This window comes from Pseudomonas sp. 50_B (genome assembly GCF_017491625.1).
In the GTDB taxonomy this organism is placed as follows: Bacteria; Pseudomonadota; Gammaproteobacteria; order Pseudomonadales; family Pseudomonadaceae; genus Aquipseudomonas; species Aquipseudomonas danubii.
This window is the reverse complement of the sequence record NZ_JAFGYX010000019.1, coordinates 105,169-129,164: the sequence shown is the minus strand read 5'-3', so window position 1 is coordinate 129,164 and position 23,996 is coordinate 105,169. Positions and strand designations below refer to the sequence as shown.

General features: G+C 63.4%; 21 protein-coding genes. 15 read left to right on the top strand and 6 right to left on the bottom strand.

Annotated elements, in window-relative coordinates; all coding sequences use genetic code 11:
* The 11 genes from J5M73_RS23710 to J5M73_RS23660 all read left to right on the top strand — a co-directional run.
* The coding region (locus J5M73_RS23710; RefSeq protein ID WP_347709977.1) for an MFS transporter at positions 1-577 on the top strand (577 nt) is incomplete at its 5' end.
* A 544-nt stretch (positions 578-1,121) separates the two neighbouring features.
* Positions 1,122-1,703, top strand: a complete 582-nt coding sequence (locus J5M73_RS23705; protein ID WP_102861617.1) for a fimbrial protein — start codon at positions 1,122-1,124, stop codon at positions 1,701-1,703.
* A gap of 28 nt (positions 1,704-1,731) precedes the next feature.
* Positions 1,732-2,487 carry a fimbria/pilus periplasmic chaperone gene (locus J5M73_RS23700; RefSeq protein ID WP_102861618.1) on the top strand — a complete coding sequence of 252 codons (756 nt, stop codon included), beginning with the start codon at positions 1,732-1,734 and terminating at the stop codon, positions 2,485-2,487.
* 144 nt (positions 2,488-2,631) lie between these two features.
* The gene (locus J5M73_RS23695; protein WP_346330273.1) at positions 2,632-5,256 is read left to right on the top strand and encodes a fimbria/pilus outer membrane usher protein; all 2,625 of its coding nucleotides are present in this window, start codon (positions 2,632-2,634) and stop codon (positions 5,254-5,256) included.
* The gene (locus J5M73_RS23690; RefSeq protein ID WP_243433910.1) at positions 5,253-6,002 is read left to right on the top strand and encodes a fimbria/pilus periplasmic chaperone; all 750 of its coding nucleotides are present in this window, start codon (positions 5,253-5,255) and stop codon (positions 6,000-6,002) included. Before J5M73_RS23695 ends, J5M73_RS23690 begins: the two co-directional genes overlap by 4 nt.
* 85 nt (positions 6,003-6,087) lie before the next feature.
* Positions 6,088-7,740: a ShlB/FhaC/HecB family hemolysin secretion/activation protein gene (locus tag J5M73_RS23685; protein ID WP_207816249.1), complete on the top strand. Its 1,653-nt coding sequence runs from the start codon at positions 6,088-6,090 to the stop codon at positions 7,738-7,740.
* A gap of 76 nt (positions 7,741-7,816) precedes the next feature.
* Positions 7,817-10,810, top strand: coding sequence for a GLUG motif-containing protein (locus J5M73_RS23680; RefSeq protein WP_207816246.1), 2,994 nt, complete (start codon positions 7,817-7,819; stop codon positions 10,808-10,810).
* A gap of 198 nt (positions 10,811-11,008) precedes the next feature.
* A complete protein-coding gene (locus J5M73_RS23675; RefSeq protein WP_102861621.1) occupies positions 11,009-12,115 on the top strand; it encodes a fimbrial protein in 1,107 nt (368 codons plus the stop codon).
* Positions 12,116-12,203: 88 nt separating this feature from the next.
* The gene (locus J5M73_RS23670) at positions 12,204-13,124 is read left to right on the top strand and encodes a LysR substrate-binding domain-containing protein (protein WP_102861622.1); all 921 of its coding nucleotides are present in this window, start codon (positions 12,204-12,206) and stop codon (positions 13,122-13,124) included.
* A 237-nt stretch (positions 13,125-13,361) separates the two neighbouring features.
* Complete coding sequence (locus J5M73_RS23665; protein WP_207167229.1) at positions 13,362-14,552, top strand: low temperature requirement protein A; 1,191 nt, start codon at positions 13,362-13,364, stop codon at positions 14,550-14,552.
* An 82-nt stretch (positions 14,553-14,634) separates the two neighbouring features.
* A complete protein-coding gene (locus tag J5M73_RS23660) occupies positions 14,635-15,000 on the top strand; it encodes a 5-carboxymethyl-2-hydroxymuconate Delta-isomerase (protein ID WP_102861624.1) in 366 nt (121 codons plus the stop codon).
* Positions 15,001-15,012: 12 nt separating this feature from the next.
* On the opposite strand, the gene J5M73_RS23655 is transcribed toward J5M73_RS23660, so the two are convergent.
* From J5M73_RS23655 to J5M73_RS23635, 5 genes are all read right to left on the bottom strand, one after another.
* Positions 15,013-15,951 (bottom strand): LysR family transcriptional regulator, encoded by a 939-nt coding sequence (locus J5M73_RS23655; RefSeq protein ID WP_102861732.1) that lies wholly within the window; start codon positions 15,949-15,951, stop codon positions 15,013-15,015.
* 180 nt (positions 15,952-16,131) lie between these two features.
* Positions 16,132-17,040, bottom strand: a complete 909-nt coding sequence (locus J5M73_RS23650; RefSeq protein ID WP_102861625.1) for a DMT family transporter — start codon at positions 17,038-17,040, stop codon at positions 16,132-16,134.
* 21 nt (positions 17,041-17,061) lie between these two features.
* Positions 17,062-18,246 carry a cyanate transporter gene (locus tag J5M73_RS23645; RefSeq protein WP_102861626.1) on the bottom strand — a complete coding sequence of 395 codons (1,185 nt, stop codon included), beginning with the start codon at positions 18,244-18,246 and terminating at the stop codon, positions 17,062-17,064.
* Between the two features lie 236 nt (positions 18,247-18,482).
* Positions 18,483-18,953 (bottom strand): cyanase, encoded by a 471-nt coding sequence (gene cynS, locus J5M73_RS23640; RefSeq protein WP_102861627.1) that lies wholly within the window; start codon positions 18,951-18,953, stop codon positions 18,483-18,485.
* A gap of 35 nt (positions 18,954-18,988) precedes the next feature.
* Positions 18,989-19,648 (bottom strand): carbonic anhydrase, encoded by a 660-nt coding sequence (locus tag J5M73_RS23635; RefSeq protein WP_102861628.1) that lies wholly within the window; start codon positions 19,646-19,648, stop codon positions 18,989-18,991.
* A 108-nt stretch (positions 19,649-19,756) separates the two neighbouring features.
* Here J5M73_RS23635 and cynR point away from each other — a divergent pair, with 108 nt between their 5' ends.
* Complete coding sequence (gene cynR, locus J5M73_RS23630) at positions 19,757-20,647, top strand: transcriptional regulator CynR (RefSeq protein ID WP_102861629.1); 891 nt, start codon at positions 19,757-19,759, stop codon at positions 20,645-20,647.
* On the opposite strand, the gene J5M73_RS23625 is transcribed toward cynR, so the two are convergent.
* A complete protein-coding gene (locus J5M73_RS23625) occupies positions 20,626-21,408 on the bottom strand; it encodes a transporter substrate-binding domain-containing protein (protein WP_102861630.1) in 783 nt (260 codons plus the stop codon). The genes cynR and J5M73_RS23625 overlap by 22 nt on opposite strands.
* A gap of 181 nt (positions 21,409-21,589) precedes the next feature.
* Between J5M73_RS23625 and J5M73_RS23620 the strand changes: the two genes are divergently transcribed.
* The 3 genes from J5M73_RS23620 (at position 21,590) to J5M73_RS23610 (ending at position 23,963) form a co-directional block, all read left to right on the top strand.
* The gene (locus tag J5M73_RS23620; RefSeq protein ID WP_102861631.1) at positions 21,590-22,252 is read left to right on the top strand and encodes a class I SAM-dependent methyltransferase; all 663 of its coding nucleotides are present in this window, start codon (positions 21,590-21,592) and stop codon (positions 22,250-22,252) included.
* 287 nt (positions 22,253-22,539) lie between these two features.
* Complete coding sequence (gene rnd / locus J5M73_RS23615; RefSeq protein ID WP_102861632.1) at positions 22,540-23,673, top strand: ribonuclease D; 1,134 nt, start codon at positions 22,540-22,542, stop codon at positions 23,671-23,673.
* Positions 23,670-23,963, top strand: a complete 294-nt coding sequence (locus J5M73_RS23610; RefSeq protein WP_016964446.1) for a YcgL domain-containing protein — start codon at positions 23,670-23,672, stop codon at positions 23,961-23,963. Before rnd ends, J5M73_RS23610 begins: the two co-directional genes overlap by 4 nt.
* Positions 23,964-23,996: the final 33 nt, after the last annotated feature.

Below are 23,996 nucleotides of genomic sequence, written 5' to 3'. Positions count from 1 at the left end.
CCAGATCACCATCTACACCGTGATCTTTTTCCTCCCCAGCATCATCGGCAAGTACGGCAGTCTGAGCCTGATGAGCGTCGGCCTGCTGACCTCCTTGCCGTGGATCGTCGCGGCGCTGGGGGCGATCAGCCTGCCACGGCTGGCCACCAGCGCGCAGCGGGCACGGCGACTGCTGGTCTGCGGCTTGCTGACGATGGCGGCCGGGCTGCTGATTGCGGCCTTTTCGGGGCCGGTGTTCAGCCTGCTGGGGTTCTGTGTGGCGGCGCTGATGTTCTTTGTGGTGCAGTCGATCATCTTCCTGTACCCGGCGTCGCGGCTCAAAGGTGCGGCCCTGGCGGGAGGCCTGGGCTTTGTGAACTCCTGCGGACTGTTGGGCGGTTTTGTCGGCCCCTCGGTGATGGGGGCGATCGAAATGAGCACCGGCGATGCCATGAACGGCCTCAAGGCCATTGCCCTGGTGCTGTTGGTGGCGGCGCTGGCGGCCTTGCGCTTGCGTCAGGGCCAGGAAGACCCGCGTCCGGTGCGCCCCATGACCGCAGTTGCGCACCCTGTTTCGGGGCGCTCAAACGCGTTGTGAGCGCTTGCAGCACAGGCTGCGTTGTCGAGAACTCTGGCCAAACGCCCGGTGCAATGCACCGGGCGTTTTTCGTTGGGCGGACGTTCGGGGCTTGCCCAGCACTTAGGTCCGGAAGCGGCCGACCGTCACTTGAACAGTTGGTTACAGCGCTGAATCTCAGTCGTATATCGCGTGTTTGCAGTCTATGGGGCTCTATATAAGAAGTGTCTTATTTATTGGCTGTTTTTAGTGTGTTTAGTGGTTTTTAAGTAGTACAAGTTTCCGAGAAAAATCTTGTTCATTTAGAGAGTGCTCCTTGTTACATGAAGATTGGTCGTTATTCTAAAAGAAGAGGGCAGTCGGTATCGTAATGTCCGCTCCGGATGGAATGCAGAAGCCTGTTGTCAATATGCATTTTATTATGGGCGAGAGCGGTTGATCGAGGTTGTTGTGGTGTTCAACTCATGTCTCGTTGGCTCGAAGTTCAGCAAGGCTGTACATCTCGGGAGGGCGAAGTTGTTTTGAATACTGTGCTCTTAGACGGTTTTTAATAATAGGGAATCAGATGAAACTTAAATCTTTTGCATCCATGGCGACCTCCGGGTTGCTGCTTGCGGCACTGACTCCGGCATTGAGCTACGCAGAAACCGGTGTCAACTCCGGCAACGTGAAGTTCGAAGGCCTGATCTCCAGTGTCAGTTGCAAGGTTCAGGTCGATGCCAACGAATCCGGAGCGAACACCGGCACGGTCAAGTTCGGCAACGTCCTGCCTTCGGTTTTCGCCGGTGGCATCGGCACGGCTTCCGAGTTCAAGGAATTCAACATCAACCTCAGTGGCGGCGGCTGCACCGACGGCTCCAAAGCCGCCGTCAGCTTCCACAAGGATGGTTTCATTGATAACGCCACCGGCAACCTGCGTCTGATCGACAGCGGTTCCGGTTCGGCCTCGGGCGTGCAGATCCAGATTCACAACAACGGCGCCACGCCGGGGAAAATCGACCTGTCGGAAAACAACAATCAGCAGGTTGCCGAAGTTATCGGTAACAAGGCCGTGCTGAAGTTCAAGGCCTCTTATGTGGCGGTCAGCGACACAATCGTTGAAGGTCGTGCCGACTCCAATATCAACTTCGATGTGACGTACAACTGACAGCTGTCAGTTACATAAGGAGTTGCTCATGGCGCCGAAAGCGCATGTGTTTAAAACGTTCGTTATCGGCGCCCTCTTCCTGAGTTTGTTCTCTTCGGTAGTCAATGCGGAAATAGTCATTCATGGCACTCGTGTGGTTTATCCGGCGAGTGCGCGTGATGTGACACTGAGAATGAATAATCCAGGCAGCATGCCGATATTGGTTCAGGCCTGGATTGATGATGGTGATGCCAGTAAGGCGCCGGAAGAAATGAAAGTGCCCTTTCAACTTACACCGGCACTCAGTCGCCTGGAGCCCAATGCCGCGGCGGTACTGCGTATTGGTTATTCGAAAGAACCGTTGCCCGCTGATCGTGAGTCACTGTACTGGCTGAACATTCTGGAAGTTCCGCCCCAACAGAAACAGGATGAAAACCGATTGGCCTTTACCTTCCGTCATCGGATCAAGTTGTTCTTTCGTCCTGCGGACTTGAAGGTCGATGTCAACTCGGCGGTGGAAAAACTCAGTTGGAAGTTTGAGCCCGCGGGAGTGGCCAAAGACCAGGCCGCAGGTCCGGTCATCCAGGTATCCAATCCAACGCCTTACTACCTGTCTTTCAGCAAGGTCGAGGTGCAAGTGCAAGGACGCACCGTCGACCTGGGGACCGGGATGGTCGCGCCTTTTGGTCGGGAGTCCTTCGCCTGGCCGGCAAGCGCTGAAAGAGCGCCACGCAATGCGGCTGTGCGCTTTGAAGTGGTCAATGACTTCGGTGGCCGGGTGCCGCTTGAAAAGAACCTTCTCTAGTTGCCCTGTTAATTCAACTCCGCTCTTGGCCCTGGTTATTGAACGCTGAGTGCATTGGTATCGATTATGTTCAGTGTGCAGCCCTTTTGGCTGGGTTTTCCTGTGCTTGCGCGAGTCTGTCCTGGCGATGCTCCGGCCCGGCTCTTGCGAGCACTGTCGGTGCTGGCCGGGCTGCTGGGGCTGGCGGCTCCTGTGGCTGCCCAGCCGACGACCGCTGATCAAGCCGTGCTATCGGAGGTGTCCGGCGACACGTCGCAGAACAGTCCGGTGTTCTTCGATACCCAGATGCTGTTCAAGGGGCCGGGAACCCTCATCGACACGCAGCGCTTCGAGCGCGCGGGTTACGTGGCGCCGGGCAAGTACCTGCTGGATGTGCGGGTCAGTGGCGCCTGGCGCGGGCTGATCGAGATCGAATTGCGCGAAAGCGCTGACCCCCAGGGCAGCCAGCCCTGCTACGACCGCGAGTTGCTCACGCAATTGGGCATCGACCTGCACAAAGCCGACGCCGCGTTGGCGCCTGCCAGCCATCCGCTGCAAGGCGATGGCCTGTTCTGCGGGGACCTTGCCAGTTACATCCCCCACGTCACCACCAGGGTCAACATGGCCGAACAGCAGCTTGAACTCTCGGTTCCACAGCTGTTCGTGCTGCCTGAAGTCGCCTCCAGCTATGTCGATCCGGCCAGTTGGGACTCGGGCATCAACGCTGCCCGGCTGAACTACAGCACCAACCTGTTCAGCACCCAGAGCCGTGGCCAGCGCAGTACCAACGGTTATGCCGGATTGAGCATGGGCCTGAACCTGGGAAACCTGCGCCTGCGTCACAGCGGCACCTTGTCCTGGTCGCCCGACAGCGGCAGCGATTATCAGCGGGGCTATATCTACGGCCAGACCGACCTGACCGACTGGCGTTCGCAATTACTGGTGGGGGAGAGCGTGACCGATTCCGAGCTGTTCGATTCGGTGTCGTTTCGCGGGGTCAAGTTGTTCAGCGATGAACGCATGCTGCCCACCACTCAGCGCTATTTCGCCCCGGTGGTGCGCGGTACGGCCAATACCAACGCCAAGGTCACGGTGCAGCAGCGTGGTTACCTGGTGTATGAAACCACCGTTGCCCCAGGCCCCTTCGAGATTGCCGACCTGCAGGCCGCCAGCTTTGGCGGTGACCTGGAGGTGACGGTCACCGAGGCCGATGGCCGTACCCAGCGTTTTACCGTGCCCTTTGCCACCATGGCCCGCCACCTGCGTCCCGGCGTCACCCGCTACAGCCTGACCGGCGGTCAAGTGATCAGGGCCGGAGGGCGTGGCCTGCACCAGTATGTGGCCCAGGGCACCCTGCAACGCGGGCTGGACAACCAGGTCACCGGTTATGCCGGTGCCTCGCTCACCGGCAGCTACATGGCCGGCCTGATCGGCGCGGCGCTGAACACCGAGCTCGGAGGTTTCGGTCTCGACCTGACCCAGTCCCGCAGCCAGGTGCCGCGCAATGGCAACCTGCAGGGCACCAGCCTGCGTCTTTCCTACAGCAAGAACCTGCATGACAGCGGCACCCAGTTCTCGTTGCTGGCCTATCGCTATTCCACCCGGGGCTACCTGAGCCTGCGGGACGCCATCGACCTTGAGGACTTCGTCAACCGAGGCGCGCGCTTCGAAGACTTCGCCCGGGTCCGCGATCGGCTGGATGTGACGATCAACCAGCGGGTGGATGGCCTCGGCGGTGACTTTTACCTCAACGGCTCCTCCCTCAACTACTGGAACAGCCGCGGTCAGGCCCGCAACTACGCCATGGGCTACAACCATCAGTGGCGCGGCCTCAGCTATGCCCTAAGCGTCCAGCGTACCCAGGGTTCGAGCCAGTTCTCGGGGCGTCGCACCCGCAGTGAGAACACCTTGTGGAGCCTCAGTCTGTCGCTGCCCCTGGGGGGCGTCGCCGGGCGTTCCACCCTGGCCAATGCCTTTGCCAGTCACGACCGGAATTCCGGTGCCCGTTACTCCAGCGGCATTTCCGGTTCACTGGGCGAGCACGACACGGCGTCCTATGGCGTCTCGGTGTCCCATGATGCCCAGCCGCGGGAAACCTCGACCAACGCCAACCTGAGCTACTACCTGCCGCAGGTGACCCTGAGTTCGAGCCTGTCCCAGGGGCGTGACTATCGGGCCCAGTCGCTGGGTGCCTCCGGCGGCATGCTCCTGCATTCCGGGGGCCTGACCCTGTCCCAGACCCTGAGTGAAACCGCAGCCCTGGTGCATGCCCCCCATGCCAGGGGCGCCAGTGTCGGCTACGCCGGTACGCAGGTGGACGGACAAGGTTATGCGGTGCTGCCGAGCCTGGCGCCCTATCAGCTCAATACCGTGGACCTGGACCCCAGCGGCATGGATGAGGATGTCGAGCTGCAGGTCAGTTCGCGCAATGTCGCGCCCCGGGCGGGGGCCGTGGTCAGGCTGTCCTACCCGACCCGCAAGGCCCGGGCGTTTCTGATCGACAGCCGGCAGGCCGATGGTGCGCCGCTGCCCTTTGCCGCCAGTGCCCTGGACGCCGACAGCGGCGAGGAGCTGGGGGCGGTGGGGCAGGGCAGTCGCCTGGTGCTGCGCAGTGAGAAGGACCGGGGCCGCATCCGTGTGCAGTGGGGCGAAGGACCTGGCGAGCAGTGCCTGATCGACTATGTATTGCCGGCGCCCGCGGCGCAGCCGGGCAACGATTCGCTTCTGCTCGACTTGCCGTGTCACCGCTGGGCGCAGCAGAGCGCCATCACCACGGAGCCTGCATCTTGAGTAGCAGTCTTGCTTGTGTGGTGCGTTGCGTGTGCCTGTTGGCGGCGGTGCTGCTGTTCAGCCAGGGCGTGCGCGCCGATCTGTCGATTGTCGGCACGCGCTTTATCTATCCCCAGGGGCTGGCGGCCTTGAGCATCCGGGTCGGCAATCTCGGGACGGCGCCGCTGCTGCTGCAGACCTGGCTGGACAAGGGCGATGCCTCGGTCGATCCGAGCCGGCTGGCGGTGCCATTCGTGCTTTCGCCCCCGCTTTCGCGGCTTGATCCGCAGCAGAGCTCCGTCCTGTCGCTGCGTTACAGCGGTGAACCGCTGCCTGTCGATCGCGAGTCGGTGTTCTGGCTCAACTTTCTGGAAGTGCCGTCCCTGCGGCCTTTGAGCAGCAACCAGCTGAGCCTGAGTTACCGCCTGCGCATGAAGCTGCTGTATCGCCCCAAGGGCCTGCCGGGTCGCGCCGACGAGGCGGCGCGCCAGCTGCGCTGGAGCCTGCAGAAGGCAGAGCAGGCGGCAGGGGCTGCGGCGCTCAGCGTGAGCAATCCGACGCCGTACTACGTGTCCCTGGCTCGGGTGGATGTGGGCGACCCGCGTCAACCCATGACTGTGCAGGGCATCACCGTCGAGCCGTTCGGCTCGGCGCGCCTGCCGTTGTCCGCCGCGTCGGTGTTGAGCGGCGGCGCGGCGGAAATTCGATACCAAGTGGTTTTAGACAGCGGGGAGACGCTGAGTGGAAGTGTGCAAATACACCTGTAGTGGTGCGGCAGCCGGGCTGCCGGCCGGTGGATGCAAAGAGCGAGATGCGGAGCGGTTGCGAGTGCTGTCGGCGCTGCGACCGGGGATGTTGCTGGCGCTGTTGCTGCCCGTGCTGGCGCAGGCCCAGATGCGGGTCCAGGTGCCCAGCGCCGGACAGGCCATACGGGATATCGAAGCCACCCAGCCAGCGCTGCCGCGGCCCTCCGATGAGGTGCAACTGGATGTGCCCAAGGCCGAGCGTTCGACGCCGGCCCCGGACACTTCGGGTGTGCGCTTGCAGGTCAAGGCCTTCGTCATCGAGGGCAATCAGGTGTTCAGCGATCAGGACCTGCAGCCGCTGCTGGACGATTTGCGCGGTCAAGAACTGGACCTGGGCGGTTTGCGTGACGCAGCGCAGCGCATCACCGCCCATTACCAGCAACAGGGCTATCTGCTGGCCCGGGCCTTCTTGCCGGCCCAGGAAGTCGATGGCGGCGTGGTGCGCATCGAGGTCATGGAAGGTCGCTATGGCCGGGTCGAGCTGAGCAACCAGTCCCGTGCCCGGGATGGCGTACTGCGTGGGCCGCTGGCCGCACTGGACGATGGCGCGGCGGTCAACAGCGCGGACCTTGAGCGCAGCCTGCTGCTGCTTAACGATCTGCCCGGGGTCCGGGTCAAGGGCACGTTGCGTGCGGGACAGGCCCCCGGCACCAGCGATCTGCTGGTGGAGGCACAGCCCGCTCCCTGGGCCAGTGGCAGCCTGGAGGCCGACAACTTCGGCGGCTACCACACCGGCGAGTTCCGCCTGGGGGGCAGCTTCAACCTCAACAACCCCCTGGGCCTGGGGGACCAGATCAACTTGCGCCTGCTGGGCAGCGATCGGGACCAGCGCTACTGGCGCGGCGCCTATCAACTGCCCGTGGGGCCCTGGTCGACCCGGGTCGGTGCGGCCTATTCGCACATGAGCTACGAGCTCAACAGAAAACGCGTGAAGAAGCTGGAGATGAACGGCCAGGCCAGTGTCCAGAGTGTCTTCCTCGCCCAGCCGATTCTGCGGGGACGGACCTTCGACCTGAGTGCGCAACTGCAGTACGAGAACAAGCAGCTGCGCGATGACATCGACCTGTTCGAGCTGAGCAAGCGCAAGCACATCGAGTTGTGGACCCTGAGCCTGGGCGGCAACCGCCAGGACCGGTTTCTCGGCGGTGGCTACAACCAGTTCAGCCTGTCCTACGGCTCGGGTCGCCTGACCTTCGATGACGCCTTTGAGCAGCGCCTGGATCGCTATACCGCCGCCACCGGCGGCGGCTTTGCCAAGACCAACCTGCAGGTTGCGCGCCTGCAGCGCCTGGGCGACCGCTTCCAGCTCTATGCCCAGGTCAATGCCCAGTGGACCTCGGCCAACCTCGACAGCTCGGAAAAGATGGGGCTGGGCGGCCCCTATGGGGTGCGCGCCTATCCCCTGAGCGCCGGCATTGGCGACCAGGGCTGGCAGGCCGGCCTGGAGCTGGGCTACGCCCTGGCACCCGGCTGGCAATTGAGCCTGTTTGCCGACAAGGGCTACGTGCAGGTCAACCGCCTGCCCTGGACAAACGAGATCAACACCCAGCGCCTGCAATCGGCGGGCCTGGGGGCGCGTTGGAGCGGCGAGCGGCGGCAACTCAACCTGAGCAGTGCCTGGCCTCTGGATAACCAGAAGGCCGGGGACGGTCCCGAGCGCACCCCGCGGATCTGGGTGAACGCGACACAGTTTTTCTGAAGGCCTGCGTGTGCTTTGGAAGTAGTGCCGTTCTGCGAAAAACAGCAGGGCGTTTAAACGTCAATAAGGAGTCATTGTGAACAAGATTTATGCGTTGGTATGGAACCAGGCCCAAGGTCGCTGGAGCGTAACCTGCGAGGGCGCGCGGCGCCGGCGTCGCAGTGGTGGGCGCAAGGGGTTGCTGGTGATGGCAGCCGGCTTGCTGGCCCTGGGAGGACTGACGCCGGCAATGGCGCTGCCCGAAGGCGGCACGCTGGTTTCCGGCAGTGCCAATTACGACGTCAATGGCAACAACCTGGTGATCAATCAAAAGACCGACAAGCTGGTCACCAATTGGAACGAGTTCAACATCGCCGCCAATCAATCGGTGACCTTCAACCAGCCGGGACGCGAGTCCATCGCCCTGAACCGGGTGACCGGCTTCAAGGCCAGCAACATTCAGGGCGCGCTGAACGCCAACGGCCAGGTGTTTCTGATCAACCCCAACGGGGTGTTGATCGGCCAGGGCGCCCAGGTCAACGTCGGCGGCCTGGTGGCCTCGACCCGTGGCATCAGTGACGATGACTTCAATAACGGTCGCTACCAGTTCACCGGAAAGTCGGCGGTCGAAGTGATCAACGACGGCAAGATCACTGCTGCCGATGGCGGCTACGTGGCGCTGCTGGGCGCGCGGGTGCGCAACAACGGCGAAATCGTCGCCAATCAGGGCGCTGTGGCCCTGGGGGCCGGCAACGACTTCACACTGAGCCTGGGTAACGACAATCTGATCAGCTTGCAGATCAACGGTGCCGCCGCGGATGCGTTGGCGCAGAACACGTCGTTGCTCAAGGCCGATGGCGGCCAGGTGCTGATGCTGGCCAAGAACTCCAATGCGCTGACTCAGGCGGTGGTCAACAACCAGGGCGTGATCGAGGCCAATACCCTGTCCAACAAGGATGGACGCATCGTTCTGGATGGCGGCGAGCGTGGCGTGGTCAATGTGGGGGGCAAATTGACGGCCAGCGCCTTAACCACCGACGGCAACGGCGGTACGGTTCAAACCTCGGGCGCAGTCACTCGGGTCGAGCTCAATGCCGAGGTCGATACCCGCTCCAGGAGCGGTCGCACCGGCACCTGGGTCATCGAGTCCAATGAGGTCAAGGTGGGTTCCACGGGCGTGTCCGGCAACCCGACCCTGGTCGAAAGCACGCTCTCCCAGAACCTGAACAACACCAACGTTGATCTGCGCAGCCGCAATGGCGATGTGGCGGTGGACGCTGCGGTCGAGTGGAAAAGCGGCAACCAACTGACCCTGAGCGCCGCCAAGGACGTCAAGGTCAATCAACGGATCAAGGCCACGGGCGCCAACTCGCGTCTGGAACTGAACGCCGCCAAGTCGGTCCGGCTCGACAGTCACGTGAGCCTCACCGGCACCAGCAACAGTCTGGGGGTCAATCATGGCGAGCAACTGATCGTGGGCGACAAGGGACTGGTGACCTTGTCCGGAGGCGACGCCGGGTTTGACGCCAATGGCAAGCAGCACAAAGTGATCCAGAACAGCCAGCAGTTGCAGGCCATCGGCAACAAGCTCGATGACCACTATGTGCTGGGCAATCAGATCAAGGGCTCGGGGAGCATCAACTCGATTGGCGGCGACCAGGTGTTCACCGGTTCCTTGAACGGTCTGGGCAATACCATCAGTGGCTTCACCATCAACAGCTCGGGCCTGTATGCCGGATTGTTCGGCCAGTCCTCCGGCAGCATCAGCGATCTGAAGCTGGCCTCGATCACCGTCAACGGACAAAACAGCCGCAACGGCTTCAGTGAAATTGGCGGTCTGGTGGGGCGCAACAGCGGCAGCATCGAACGGGTCAGTGCCAGCGATATGCAGGTCTCCGCCAATAGCGACCAGCGCAACAAGGTCGGCGGCCTGGTGGGGGTCAACTACGGTGGGTCGATCAAGGACTCTTCGATAGCGGGTTCGCTGTACGGCGGCGCCCATACCACGGCCATCGGCGGCGTGGCCGGGGAAAACCGCTTCGGCAGTGTCAGGGCCGGTCTCATCAGCGGCAGTTCCAGTCATGTCGATATCACCACCAAGATGTTCAAACAGGCCATGGGCGGCGCCGGAGGACTGGTTGGGGTCAACAAGGGCGCCGTGATTGCCGACTCGTCGAGCAAGGGCACCATCGGTACTTACAATCCGCTCTACAAGGGACTGAACCTGGGCGGGCTGGTGGGTAATAACCAGGACGGCACCATTACCGGCTCCCGTTCCTCGATGACCGTGTACGGCGCGCTGGGTAGTCATATTGGCGGCCTGGTCGGGTTCAACCGCTCAGGCATCATCCGCGGGTCCAGTGCCAGCGGTAACGTCTACGGAGTGGGCAGCGAGGCCGCTGGGGGGCTGATCGGCTCGCAGCAGAACCAGAGCGTGGTCAGCAACGTCCAGGCCACCGGGAATGTCATTGACCTGGCCGGCATGAATCTGGGCGGGCTGGTTGGAAAAAGTGACGACAGCACCATCAGCGGCTACATCGAGGCCAAGGGACAGGTCAAGGGAGGGGCGAAGGCCAACGTCGGCGGTCTGGTCGGCAGCAACATTGGTGGCCTGATCTACGATGCCAAGGCGCTGGGCGCGGTGGAGGGCTATGCCAGCAGTAATATTGGCGGGCTGGTGGGCTACAACGATGGCGACCTGGTCTCGGTCGAGGCCCATGGCAAGGTATTTGGCGATACCTACAGCTCGGTGGGCGGACTGGTGGGCTTCAACTCCAACTACTCCAACCACGTCATCGAGCGTGCCGTGGCGACTGGCAATGTCCATGGAACCTGGCACAGCAAGGTCGGGGGCCTGGTCGGCGATAACCAGTCGCGGATCGTCAACTCCGAGTCCCGTGGCCGCGTCAGTGGCGGCTGGCGTACCACCCTGGGTGGGCTGGTGGGCGTGAACGAGGGGCAGATCCAAGGCTCGAAATCCACCGGCAAGGTCGATACCGTCTGGGCCTACTTCCAGACGTATGGTGACCAGATCGGCATCAACCACGGCTCCTACTCGTCGGCCCGGGTGTCCAGTGGCCTGATGGACTAAGGCGCGTCGGCAAGACCTCGGCCCGGCTGCCAGGGACTGTCCCTGGCACGCCGGGCACTTGCAACCTGTTCACTATCGATTGACCGGCTCCCGGGGCGCCGCAGCGTGCACCCGGGGCCGGCTTGGAAAAGGAGGCAATGACCGATGAGAGATCCATGGCTCAGGCTCCTCAGCGATGGACGACGGCCCGGTCTATTGATGCGCGCGATCATCTTGATGCTGTTGTGCGTGCAAGGGGGCGCACCGGTGTACGCGGCTATCGAGGGCAAGGCCAAGGGGTGCGTGTTCAGTAGTTATGGCAGCACTTCCCAGGACTGGTTGGAAATCACGCCATTGACCCGGAGCACGCCGGTGGGTTCGGTATTGCAGCAGCGTCACGTGAACCCGGTGATCGAATACACCACCGAGGAATCTGCTACCCAGGAGCAGCATGAGTTGGTGTCCGCCGCGCATTTGCCCGGGGTGAGATTTCCCGACGGCATCATTCCGACCAATATCGATGGCATCAGCTTCCAGGTGACGGCCTATCCTACCGGCGCGGGCCCTCATGTCCTCACGGGCAATTTCTATCCCCGGGTACTGGAAAAGTACGGCGTGGAGCACGCAAACGCCGCGTTGAAAAAGGTAGTCACGGCCTACGTGTATTCGCTGATCCTGACCCGACCCGCTGACGAGTTGCCCAAGGGTGCGCTGGTGGTCAACAGCTTGAGCGGTGCCCAGGTGGCGCTATACGCGCTGGATCTGGACCAGGGGGTGGTGACGGTCGGGCAACATTTGCAGGAGCTGCCGCAACACGACAATAGAGAGCGGTGTTCGAAACAACTGCTGCTCAACGAGCACGACCTGCTTGGTTCCGAAGGCGTCAAGTTCACCGCCAAGTGCCAGGTGGTCACCCGCAACGTTACGCTGCGCCTGGGCAGTCCCTCGGCCCATGACTTTCCCACGCTGGGCTCGACCTCGCCGCCCTCGGCCGTGGCCAGGCTTGAGGTCAACGACTGCTCGTTCAACAGCCTGCCGAAGGTCTCGTTCAGCGCCGAACCCGCCTCGCGCTGCGACCCGACAGGGATCCTGGGGCTGACTCAATCGGCTCAGGATCAGGGGCGGTCCGTCGCCAAGGGCGTTGGTATCGTCATGTTCAACGAGCAGATTCCGCGTATTCATTGCAATGGCACCCCATATGCCATGGAGCGCCTGTTGGGCAGCGATAGCGCCAGCTTCAGCTTTCGCGCCCAGTACATTCGCACCGGTCCCATCACCGAGGGGGCAGCCAACAGCAGCGCCCAGTTCAACTTCACCTTCGACTGAAACACCGGCGCTGGCCACGGGTGTTTACCTGGACGCCAGCCCCCCGGCCTTTCTACACTGACCGCCGTCTGGGGACGGGGGCACACCGATGAATCGCAATGAACTGCGCAAGGCCGACATCAACCTGATGGTGGTGTTCGAGGCGTTGATGCTGGAACGCAATGTCACCCGGGTAGCGGAGAAGCTGTTTCTCGGCCAGCCCACCATCAGTTCCGCCCTCAACCGTTTGCGGGCGATGTTCAACGATCCGCTGTTCATCCGCGTCGGCCATCGCATGGAACCCACGGCGCGGGCCGAGCAGCTTATCCAGCACCTGTCGCCGGCCCTTGACGCGCTGTCCTCGGCCCTGAGCCTGACCCACGATTTCGATCCTGCCAGCAGCACCATGACCTTCCGTATCGGCCTGTCCGACGACGTCGAGTTCGGCTTGCTGCCGCCCTTGCTGCGAGCCCTGCGCCAGGAAGCACCGCAGGTGGTGGTCGTGGTGCAGCACGTGGACTACTGGCGGATTCCCGACCTGCTGGCGTCCGGCGATATCACCGTGGGCATCAGCCAGACCCGGGGCCTGCCGGCCAATGCCAAGCGCAAGCTGTTGCGGCACATTCAGCCCTGCTTGCTGCGGGCCGACGCCAGCGACACGCCGCTGACCCTCGATGAGTACTGCGCGCGGCCGCATGTGCTGGTGTCACACACCGCCAATGTCGCAGGCTTCGCCGATGAGTGGCTGGCGGAGATCGGCCGTACCCGCCAGGTCGTGCTGTCGGTGCCCCAGTACAGCTCGCTGCCGGCCCTGCTGGCCGGGACCAAGCTGATTGCCAGCCTGCCGGACTATGCCGCCGCCGCCATGGCCGCCTCGGGGCAACTGTACTGCGAGCCGTTTCCGTTCAAGACCCCAACCCTGGACCTGTCCATGGTCTGGCTCAGCCATGTCGACACCGACCCCGCCGAGCGCTGGCTGCGTTCACGGCTGGAAGCCTTCATGAGCGAGCGGGCGCCCCTCGCGAGCTAATCGTGTTTTGTAGCCGCTGCCGCAGGCTGCGATGGACCGCGCAGCGGGCCCGAAACCGGCCCATGCGGTCTGCCTGGCGGATCGGGGGGCGGCCTTGCCCGTCCTGCGGACTGGGTCGCAGCCTGCGGCAGCGGCTACAGCGGCGCAGTGAACGGAGGCCGCCCGCTTGGCATTGGCGCGGGCGGCTGCTTTGCTGTGTAGGTCTTCGGGTGAAACATTGATCGGTGGAGTGTGCCCATGAGTCGTTCCCGTTCCCTGTTGCGTGGGCGTGGCAGCCACGACAGCGGCAAGGTTGGCATGGTCGAGCTGTTCTTCGACCTGGTGTTCGTGTTCGCTGTGACCCAGTTGTCCCATTCCCTGCTGGCCCATCTGTCGCTGGGCGGGGCGCTGCAGGTGGCGTTGCTGATGGTGGCGGTGTGGTGGGTGTGGATCTTCACGTCGTGGATCACCAACTGGCTGGACCCGGAAACCCTGCCGATTCGCCTCGGGTTGTTCGTGCTGATGGTGGCGGGGTTGCTGCTGTCGTCGTCGATTCCCCAGGCCTTCGGTGAGCGCGGCCTGCTGTTCGCCGGTGCCTATGTGTTCATGCAGGTGGGCCGCACCGCCTATGCCCTTTGGGCAGTGCGCGGCGAGCCGGTGAACATGACCCGCAACTTCCAGCGCATCCTGTTGTGGCTGACGTTCTCGGGGGTTTTCTGGATCACCGGCGGCCTGCTGGAGGGCCCGCAGCGGCTGGCCTTGTGGGGGCTGGCCCTGGCTATCGAAGTGCTGTCGCCGTCGCTGTATTTCTGGGTGCCGGGGCTGGGGCGTTCGACCCTGGCCGACTGGGATGTGGAAGGCAATCACATGGCCGAACGCTGCGGCCTGTTCGTGATCATCGCCCTGGGAGAATCGCTGCTGGTGACCGGTGCCACCTTCGCCGAGCTGACCACCAGCGCCCAGGGTCTGCTGGGGTTCGTGGTGGCGGTGCTGGGCAGTATCGCCATGTGGTGGGTGTATTTCGACAGTGGCGCCGAGCGTGCCCACCACCGTATCGCTCATTCCGACGACCCGGGGCGTCAGGCGCGCATCGCCTACACCTATCTGCATCTGCTGATCGTGGCCGGGATCATTGTCAGTGCCGTGGCCGATGAGCTGGTGCTGATGCATCCGGAACACGCCAGCCAGGCCGGGGTGCTGGTGATAGTCGGTGGTCCCTGGCTGTTCCTCTTGGGCTGCGCCCTGTTCAAGTGGGTGATGAACGATCGGCCGTTACCGCCGCTGTCGCACCTGGCCGGGCTCGCGGTGCTGTTGCTGTTGTTGCCGGCCGCCTGGAATCAGCTGTTTTCCGCTCTGGCCCTGGGCAGCCTGACCACCTTGGTGATGGTGCTCGTGGCCGCCTGGGAAACCCTGGCCCTGCGCGAGCGGACAGCGACAGCGGGGCAATGAGGCCGGCGGATAATGCAGGCGCGGGGGCGGGGCTTGTGTAGTATGGAGCGCCTTTTCCCCCTGACAGACCAGGAGTTCTGCCATGCCGCACCTGCATATGGAATACACCGCCAACCTGCCCCAGCTGGACGTCGACAAGGCGCTGCTGCGGCTCAATCACGGGCTGGTGGCCTCCGGGCAGTTTGCCGATGAGTTCGATATCAAGAGCCGGGCAGTGAAGGTCGAGTCGTTCCGGGTTGGTACCGGTCTGGGGGAGCGGGCCTTTGTCCACGTCAAGTTGGCCCTGCTCAGCGGCCGCTCGCCGGAGATCAAGAAGCAATTGTCCGAGAGCCTGCTGGCCCTGCTGCAGGACCTGGCGCCCTGGCCGGCTGAGCTGGCGGTGCAGTTGTGCGTGGAGATCATCGACATCGACCGCGCGTCCTACAGCAAGGCGGCTGTCGGTCTCTGATGGGGGCTGGGCCTAAAGCAGGCCCGGTTCGGCGCAGACCTTGACCACTTGTTCGCGGAACCAGGTCTGCGCGCTGTCCTGATCGGTGTTCTGGTTCCATTGCATGTCCAGGGTGAACCCCGGCAGGCCGCTGGGGGCCTCGCAATGGTTGAACACCGCTTCGTTGGCCAGCAAGGCCTGGATGCGTCGGGGCAGGGTCAGGATGAAGTCGGTGCCGGTGATCATTTTCAGCGCTGCGCTGTAGCTGTTGGAGCGGGCGACGATTTGCCGCTTGTGCGCCTGGCGGGCCAGCCAGCCATCCACCATGTTGCTGTCCGACGTCCAGGGCGTAGGAAAAACGTGGCGCCGTTCGATGAACGATTGCAGGCTGAAACGCGGCTCCCTGGGCGGCGTGGCGCGCTTGTCGAAGACGCACACCAGGTCGTCCTCCAGCAGCATCTGCGACTTGAAGTCGGCATGGCTGCGATGGAAGTTCGGACCAAAGCAGATCACCAGGTCAATGCTGCCGTCACGCAGCTCCTCGGCAGGAATGTCGCTCTCAAGCTTCTGCACATTGACCGTCACCGGCAGGTCGGCGTAGTCGAACCCCTTGAGCAGGCGCGGCAGGATCAGCAGCTCGAAGTATTCCGGGGCGCAGAGGTTGAAGGTCACGGCCTGGCGGGTCGGATCGAAGGCCGGTACGCCGCTGTGGCACAGGTTGATGCTTTCCAGGATCTTCAGCACGTGGCTGTACATGCTGGTGGCCTTGTAGGTCGGGCGCATGCCGGTGCGGGTATTGATGAACAGCTCGTCCTCGAAGCCGTTGCGCAGTTTCTTCAGGCAGTAGCTGACAGTCGACTGACTGACGCACAGGGTTTCCGATACCCCGGTGACACTGCTTTGCTCGTACACCGCGATAAAGACCATCAGGTCCTGCATGTCGAGTTTTCTGAGCACGTTGCTGATGAGCATCTGTTCCATCCCGCTGAGCACCTGGCGCCGGTGGCGCACAAACCGGGTCGATGCTAGCGGAACGATCGTCCTAATCAAATGCCCGGTGTGGGGATTCGCGGACAGCATCCGGACATTAAATTCCGATAACACGACCTGCGCAGTTTCTCGCAGAATAATGTCCCCTGTCTCAGGGGCATTTCAGGCCATGGCCGCCCCGTGACGGCTGCCGCGCACCAGACCGAACATGCCCAGGGCCACCAGCAGAGCACCGAGCCCTTCTCCCAGGAGCGGACGCTGGCCCAGCCACAACCAGTGGAACAGGGTGAGGAACAGGGTGCTCAGGTAGATGTAGGAAATCACCGTGGACGGGGCGATGACGCCAATGGCCCGGTGCAACAACCAGAAGGTCGCCAGGGTGGCGAACAGGGCCAGGTACAGCAGCCACAGCAGGTCGTGGCTGCCGAGCAGGGCGGCGCTGCGCCAGCCGCCGCTGACCAGGCTGGCGGCAAACAGGAACAGCGCCCCGAAGAGCATGTTCCAGAACGTCATGGCGGCCGGGCTGCGGCCTTGCAGGCTGCGAGCCTTGAAGCGCTGGCTGAGGGGCGAATAGGCCGCCATGGCCAGGCAGCCCAGGGCATAGACCGCCATGGCATACAGGGAGGGCAACTGCCCCGGCGCGCCCCCCTTGAGCACCAACAGCAAGGCCCCGGCGCCGGCCACCAGCATCGGCAGCAGGCGGCGTTGCTGGCTGCCGCCGGGCAGCAGCCAGCCTTCGAACGCCAGGGTCAGCAGTGGCACCAGGGTGAACAGAGTCCCGGTGTTGACCGCCGAGGTGTAGCGCAGGGCTTCGAACAGCGAGCCAAAGTACAGCGCCAGCAGCAGGCCCAGTACCGCGTGGGCGCCCAATCCGGCCCGGGTCGGCGCCGCAGCGCCCTTAAACCACAGCAGGGGCACGAACATCAGTGCCGAGAACAACAGGCGCAGGGCGGTCAGCAGCACCGGATCGATGGCCTGGCTGACCTGGGCGGCCGCGAAGAACGAAGCGGCGATCAGCGCTGCCCAGAGCAGCATGCCGAGGTTGGCTTGGGTGAAACTCACAGGGTTCATGCAGGCCTCCCGGGCCGATGCTCAGCGGATGTGCCGGGCGTAATGCCGAGGGTCGAAGCGCAGCACCATGAGGATCATCACCCCCATCACTGCCGTCAGTGACCACCAGGCCCATTCGAAACTGCCCAACTGGTCGCGGATCATCCCCGCCAGCAGCGGTGACAGGCCGGCGATCAGGTAACCGATACCCTGCACGAACGCGGTCAGGCCGCCGGCCCGGCGCGGGTCGGGCAAGTGGTCCAGGGACACGATCAGGCTCATGGGAAACAGTCCGCCAATGCCCAGGCCCAGCAGGCACGGCCAGAGCAGGCTCAGGTGTTGCGGGCTGAGGATCAGGCCGCAAAAGCCGGCGATGATCAGCACCAGCAGGGCCACCAGCACTCGGCGCCGATCCTGGCTGCGGTTGGCGATGGCCGGGGTGACCAGCCCGGAAATCACTTCCATGGCGGTGAGAAAGCCCAGCAGCAGGCCGGCGTTCTGTTCGCTCCAGCCGTTCTCCACGTAGTAGGGCGCCAGCCACGCCAGCACGCAGGTGTAGGACGCGGTGCCAAGACCGAAGAACACCGCCAGCAGCCAGGCCCGGCGATTGCCGCTGAAGGACTCACGCCTGCCGCCGGCGGCCGGCAGGCTGGGCAGTGAACGGCGCTGGGCGGACCAGAACACCAGGGCCAGCAGGGCCAGGCCGGCCCAGATCGCCAGGGCCAGGCGCCAACTGCCGCTGTGGTTCATCACTAGTGGGGCGAAGGACGCCGCGATGGCCGCGCCGCCCATGATCGAGGTGACATACAGGCCCATGAACAGCGAGACGTTATCGGCAAAACGCGACTTGATCAGGGCCGGCATCAGCGCCTGGATCAGGGCGATGCCGACACCGGCCAGCACGGCGCTGAGAATCAGCTCCGCCGCCGAGTCCATGAACAACCGCGAGACCGTGGCCAGCCCGATGATCAGCAAGGACAGGACCACCGTGCGGTGTTCGCCCAGGCGCTGACTGATGGCCATGCCGAAGAACATCGCCAGGCCCATGGCCATGACCGGCAACATGGTCAGCAGCGACGCCAGGCTGAAACTCAGGGGGACATCGCCACGGATGCCCGACAGCAGAGGGCCGACGGCGGCCATCGACGGCCGCAGGTTGAGGGCCACCAGGACCACGCTGACCATCAGCCAGAGCGCAGGACGGGAACTTGCACGAACGTTTTCCATAACCAGACCTTCAAGGAACAGGGGCTGATTAGGCGGCGAGGGGGACAGTAGGGGCAAATCAGAAAGTCCGCAGTGTTATTTAAAAACTAAATATCACTGCGGACCTGTAACCGCTGCCATAGGCTGCGATTCGCTGCACAGGACGGGGCAAACCGGGCGCCGCGGTTTATCGGTAAGGCCCGGTGCCTCGTTGCGACCCGGCGCCGCCTGCAGCGGCGGCGACTAGGCAGGGTGGATCAGAACGGTTTGGTTGGCAGGTACTTGCCGTCCAGGGTGATTACCGCACGGGAACCACCTTCCGGGTCCTCGACTTTCTTGATGTCCAGCTTGAAGTTGATGGCGCTGATGATGCCGTCGCCGAACTGCTCGTGCACCAGGGCCTTGAGGGTCGAGCCGTAGACCTGGAGCATTTCATAGAAACGGTAGACGGTCGGGTCGGTGGGGATGCCGCCGGCGATGCTGCCCCGCAGGGGAATGCTCTGCAGCAGGCGGCTGGCGTCCTGGTCCAGGCCGAGTTTTTCGCATACCTGATCGGCAGCAGCAGCGGGCAGGGCATGCTGGCCCAGCAGAGCGGCGGTGACGAAGGCCAGGCTCAGCCCGGTACCGTCGGCAAGGTCCTGCCACGACAGGTTCTTGCGCGCCTTGGCGTCGATGATGGTGTCGGCCAGGGCCAGGCGTGGAGCTTGGGCGAATTGAGATTGCAGCATGGGTCTGTTCCTCTTGGGGGGATGAAAGGGGTTGTTCAGGCAGCGGTTGAAGCTTGGCTGGCCAGGGCGCAGGTCTGCGGGTGTTCGGTCAGGGAGACAAAGCGCTGGCTGGTGCCGTCGAGGGCGGCGATGGCGCCGCGCTCGATGTCATACACCCAGCCATGCAGGTTCAGCCGGCCCTGTTCCAGGGCCAGGGCCACCGAAGGATGAGTCTTGAGGTTCGCCAACTGGGCGATCACGTTGTCGCGCACCAGGGCGTCCAGGTGCTCGGCGGGGGAGGCATGCTGGCGGGCGGCGTTGATCACCTTGGCCGACTCGGCGTGGCGCAGCCAGTTGGCCACGGCGGGCAGGTGATCGAGGCATTTGCAGGTGGAGATGGCGGTCATTGCGCCGCAGTCGGAATGGCCGCAGATGACGATGTCACTCACCCCCAGCACCGCTACCGCGTATTCCACGGTGGCCGACACACCGCCGGGTTCCGGGCCGTAGCTGGGGACGATGTTGCCGGCGTTGCGAATCACGAACAGGTCGCCGGGCTCCTGCTGGGTCAGCAGCTCGGGAACGACCCGACTGTCGGAGCAGGTGACGAACAGGGTGCCGGGGCTCTGCTTGTTGGCCAACTGCCTGAACAGCTCGCTGCGTTGCACAAAGGCCTCGCGCTGGAACTTGAGGAAGCCGTCGATGATGTTCTGCATGGGAGTCTCCTTGCGTCGCTGATGGGGCAAGGATGGAAGTGTTCGGCTATAGCGTCCAAGACCGGTTTATTATGCTTTCCATAAGTCCTGCCTATAGTTGGAGCCGTCATGCTCTTGCGTCATATCCGTTACCTGCTGGCCGTGGCCGAGCATTGCAATTTCACCCGTGCCGCCGAGGCGCTGCATGTTTCCCAGCCGACCTTGTCGCAACAGATCAAACAGTTGGAGGAGTCCCTGGGCACGCCGTTGTTCGACCGCTCCGGACGCAGCGTGCGTCTCACCGATGCCGGTCAGGCCTATGTCGTCTATGCGCGCCGCGCCCTGCAGGACCTGCAGGCGGCCAAGCGGGCGATCCATGATGTGCAGGACCTGAGTCGCGGTTCACTGCGCCTGGCGCTGACCCCGACGTTCACTGCCTACCTCACCGGCCCCTTGCTCAGCCGCTTCAACCAGCAGTACCCGGGGATCGACCTGAGCCTTGAGGAAATGACCCAGGATCGCCTGGAAGCAGCCCTGGCCGAGGATCGCCTGGACCTGGGGATCGCCTTTGCCGGCGAGCACCTGGCGGACATCCACAGCCAGCCGCTGTTCACCGAAACCCTGAGCCTGATGGTCGGCCTGCACTATCCGCAGCAGGGCCAGCAACCCTTGAGTGCCTCGGCCCTGGCTCGTCATTCCCTGGTGCTGCTCAGCGCCGACTTTGCCACGCGCCAGCATATCGACCTGTATTGCCGGCAACAGGGCATTGCGCCGCGTATCTCCATCGAGGCCAATTCGGTGAGTGGGATTGTCGAGATCGTGCGGCGCGGGCCGTTGGCGACCCTGCTTCCGAGTGCCATCGCCCGCGAGCAGCCGGGCTTGCGGGCATTGGCCTTGCAATCACCCCCGGCGCCCCGCAGCGTGGTGCTGCTGGAACGTCGGGGCGCCTATCGCAGCGCCGCTTGCCAGGCCTTTCGGCAGATGCTGCTGGACCAGGACTACGGCGCCGCCAGCCACTGATTCACCACCTGCTCATAGGCGCCGGTGGCCTTGCTCAGGTGCAGCCACTGGTCGACATAGCTTTTCCAGGCCATGTCATCCCGAGGCAGGAGAAAGGCCTTCTCGCTGTATTGCAGGTAGCGCTCGGGGTTGACCGCGCACAGCCCCGGCTTGTGCTTCTGCTGGAAGCGCGCCTCCGAGGCGTCGGTGATCATCACGTCGGCCTGCTTGGTCAGCAACTGATCGAAGATTTTCACGTTGTCGGCGAACAGGATCAGCTCGGCCTTGGGCACATGGGCCCGGGCGAAGACTTCGTTGGTGCCACCCGGTGGTTCGATCAGGCGCACCGAGGGCTGGTTGATCTGCTCCAGGGTTGCATAGCGCTTGAGGTCCTGGCAGCGAACCAGGGGAATCTTGCCGTCAATCCCCAGGGGCTGGCTGAAGAAGGCTTTTTTCTGCCGCTCCAGAGAAACGGAAATACCCCCGACGGCGATATCGCATTGCTGGCTCTGGAAGTCCGCCATCAGGGTCTTCCAGGTGGTATTGATCCACTTCACCCGGACCCCGAGGCTTTTCGCCAGGGATTCGGCCATGTCGATGTCGATGCCCTCGTAGTGGCCATCGTCGCGCAGGTAGCTGTAGGGCTTGTAGTCGCCGGTGGTGCAGACCGTGAGGTGGCCACGTTCGAGCACCCGGTCCAGATGGGAGGTCGGGTCCTGGGCGAAGCTGAGGGCGGGGGCACTGAGGCCGAGCAGAGTGCAGAGCAAGAGGCGGGGCAGCATGGGTCGTTCCTTGAAGTGAAGGGCGGGACGCGGTGCCGAAGCATTATTGGCATCGGCCCTGGGTCGGGCAAGGGTGGCCTGGTGCCCCGCCTGGACAAAACCGCTCGAGGGCTTTCGACCTTTTTTTCACGAACGACTGGTTAACCTGTGGCTTCTGGATACCTACAAGAGTTCGCCAGTCATGTCGTCCCATCCCCCACCATCCATCGAGCTGGAGTTCGCCCGGCGCTATGATCAGGAGCACGCCCGGGTCTGCGGCGAGCCCCGGCCTGCCGGGCTTGCCGCGCGCCTGGCGCTGTGGCGCACGGTGCGCCTGGTACGCCATGCCCTGAAAGTGGCCGGCGAGCCGGGACTGATCCTGGATGTGGCCTGTGGTGCCGGGCGCTACTGGCCGGTGCTGGCCGAACATGGCAACCGGGTGATCCTGGCGTCGGACCCGTCTCAGGACATGCTCAATCATGCCCAGACCCATCACCCGGCCAGCCTGCTGCAACGGGTCAAGACCTTGCACAGCTCGGCGTTCGACATCGGTCTGTCGGCCAATGCGGTGGACAGCATCATCTGCATGCAACTGTTTGCCCATGTGACCCGCAGCGAGGATCGCCTGGCGTTGCTGCGGGAGTTTCATCGGGTCAGCCGTGATTCGGTGATCCTCGCGACCCGGGTCGAGCCGTTGTTCAAGCACCTGGCCACTGCGTGGGGAGAGTCCGCGGCGTCACTGGCGATCGGCAGGGGACAGTTGGAAGGCGAGTTCAAGCAGGCCGGTTTCGAGGTCGTGAGCCAGCAGGATTTTCTGCCCGGCTGCGGGGTGGCGCGGGTCTATGTCCTTAGAAAACCCAGCTAGGTTCTGCACGAAAACTGCCTGCGTTTCGACCATGCCGCGCACTGCGCGCCTTCGGTGCTACGTAGAAACAGGCTCGCAATGCTCATGTAGGCCCCTACACGCCGCTTGCTCGCCTATTTTTGCCTGGCCTGATCTTCACTCGGCGAGCTTTCGTACAGAACCCGATTGCGACTCTCGGACTATTCTTGCCGTCCGGCATAAGGTTTCGCACTTGCTCTTGTCGGGTGAATGCTCAGAAATCGCCGGAGGCGATATATACTGCGCGCCATTCTTCAAGGGAGAGCCGTGTGGCCATCGATATACACTGGATTCGCGACAACGATAGCCTCGGTCAGTTTTGCGCCGAGTGGCAGCAGTTGCCATTCGTCGCGCTCGATACCGAATTCATGCGGGTCGACACTTTCTATCCCATCGCCGCCCTGTTGCAGATCGGCGATGGGCAGCGCGCTTACCTGATTGATCCTTTGACCATCGACAACTGGAAGCCCCTGGCGGCCCTGCTGGAGAACCCGGCGGTGGTCAAGGTGGTGCATGCCTGCAGTGAGGACCTCGAAGTCCTGCTGCGCCTGACCGGCAGTCTGCCGGCGCCTTTGTTCGACACGCAACTGGCGGCTGCCTACCTGAACCTGGGCTTTTCCATGGGCTATTCGCGCCTGGTGCAGGAAGTCCTGGGCATCGAACTGCCCAAGGGCGAGACCCGCTCCGACTGGCTGCAGCGTCCGCTCTCGGAAACCCAGGTCAGTTACGCCGCCGAAGATGCCGTGCATCTGGCCCAGGTGTTCACCGAGCTGCGGCCGAAGCTGTCCGAGGACAAGTACCGCTGGGTGCTGGAAGACGGCGCCGAGCTGGTGGCCAACCTGCGCCGCGAAGTGGACCCCAACGAGGTTTATCGCGAGGCCAAGCTGGCCTGGAAACTCTCCCGTGCCCAGTTGGCGGTGCTGCGTGAGCTCTGTGCCTGGCGCGAGCGTGAAGCCCGTGCCCGGGACTTGCCGCGCAACCGCATCGTGCGTGAACACGCCCTCTGGCCCCTGGCCAAGACCCAGCCCGATACGCTGGCGGCGCTGGCCAAGATCGAAGACATGCACCCGCGTACCGTGCGTCAGGACGGCGAGTTTCTCCTCGACCTGATCAAGCGCACCGCGGCCCTTGGCCCGGATCAATGGCCGCCGGCCGTACCCGAGCCGTTGCCGATCGAAGCCGCGGCCCTGCTCAAGCGCCTCAAGGCAGTGGGGCAGGCCGAGGCCGAGCGTCTGGGCATCGCCCCGGAAGTCATGCTGCGCAAGAAAACCCTGGAGAGCCTGCTCAAGAGCGGCTACCCCAACGGGCCTTACCAATTGCCTGATTCGCTGCGTGGCTGGCGCCGCGAATTGATGGGCCAGGCGCTGCTGGACAGCCTGGCCACCGCCGGAGAACAGCCTTGAAACGTATCTGCTCCATCTATAAAAGCCCGCGCAAGAACGAGATGTACCTCTACGTCCTGAAAAGCGAGGCCCTGGAACGCGTGCCGGAAAACCTGCTGCTGGCTTTCGGCAAGCCGCAACATGCCTTCGACCTGGTACTGACCCCGGAGCGCAAGCTGTCCCGGGAGGACATCCACCAGGTGCTGGAGAACCTCGAAAAGCAGGGCTATCACTTGCAGATGCCGCCGGCGGAAGACGAGTACATCGAGCACTTGCCCGAAGAGTTGCTGCGCCGCAATGATCCGGTCTGACCTCTAGAGGCTCGGTCCCGAGCCGCTGTGAAA

What these genes read in the sequence shown, in the direction of transcription:
- J5M73_RS23675 (WP_102861621.1), top strand. Translation starts at nt 11,009, where the DNA reads ATGCGCGCGATCATCTTGATGCTGTTGTGCGTGCAAGGGGGCGCACCG.
- J5M73_RS23650 (WP_102861625.1), bottom strand. Translation starts at nt 17,040, where the DNA reads ATGAACCCTGTGAGTTTCACCCAAGCCAACCTCGGCATGCTGCTCTGG.
- cynR (WP_102861629.1), top strand. Translation starts at nt 19,757, where the DNA reads ATGCTCTTGCGTCATATCCGTTACCTGCTGGCCGTGGCCGAGCATTGC.
- J5M73_RS23700 (WP_102861618.1), top strand. Translation starts at nt 1,732, where the DNA reads ATGGCGCCGAAAGCGCATGTGTTTAAAACGTTCGTTATCGGCGCCCTC.
- J5M73_RS23685 (WP_207816249.1), top strand. Translation starts at nt 6,088, where the DNA reads ATGTTGCTGGCGCTGTTGCTGCCCGTGCTGGCGCAGGCCCAGATGCGG.
- J5M73_RS23665 (WP_207167229.1), top strand. Translation starts at nt 13,362, where the DNA reads ATGAGTCGTTCCCGTTCCCTGTTGCGTGGGCGTGGCAGCCACGACAGC.
- J5M73_RS23645 (WP_102861626.1), bottom strand. Translation starts at nt 18,246, where the DNA reads ATGGAAAACGTTCGTGCAAGTTCCCGTCCTGCGCTCTGGCTGATGGTC.
- J5M73_RS23670 (WP_102861622.1), top strand. Translation starts at nt 12,204, where the DNA reads ATGAATCGCAATGAACTGCGCAAGGCCGACATCAACCTGATGGTGGTG.
- J5M73_RS23655 (WP_102861732.1), bottom strand. Translation starts at nt 15,951, where the DNA reads ATGCTCATCAGCAACGTGCTCAGAAAACTCGACATGCAGGACCTGATG.
- J5M73_RS23635 (WP_102861628.1), bottom strand. Translation starts at nt 19,648, where the DNA reads ATGCAGAACATCATCGACGGCTTCCTCAAGTTCCAGCGCGAGGCCTTT.
- cynS (WP_102861627.1), bottom strand. Translation starts at nt 18,953, where the DNA reads ATGCTGCAATCTCAATTCGCCCAAGCTCCACGCCTGGCCCTGGCCGAC.
- J5M73_RS23620 (WP_102861631.1), top strand. Translation starts at nt 21,590, where the DNA reads ATGTCGTCCCATCCCCCACCATCCATCGAGCTGGAGTTCGCCCGGCGC.
- J5M73_RS23705 (WP_102861617.1), top strand. Translation starts at nt 1,122, where the DNA reads ATGAAACTTAAATCTTTTGCATCCATGGCGACCTCCGGGTTGCTGCTT.
- J5M73_RS23660 (WP_102861624.1), top strand. Translation starts at nt 14,635, where the DNA reads ATGCCGCACCTGCATATGGAATACACCGCCAACCTGCCCCAGCTGGAC.
- J5M73_RS23625 (WP_102861630.1), bottom strand. Translation starts at nt 21,408, where the DNA reads ATGCTGCCCCGCCTCTTGCTCTGCACTCTGCTCGGCCTCAGTGCCCCC.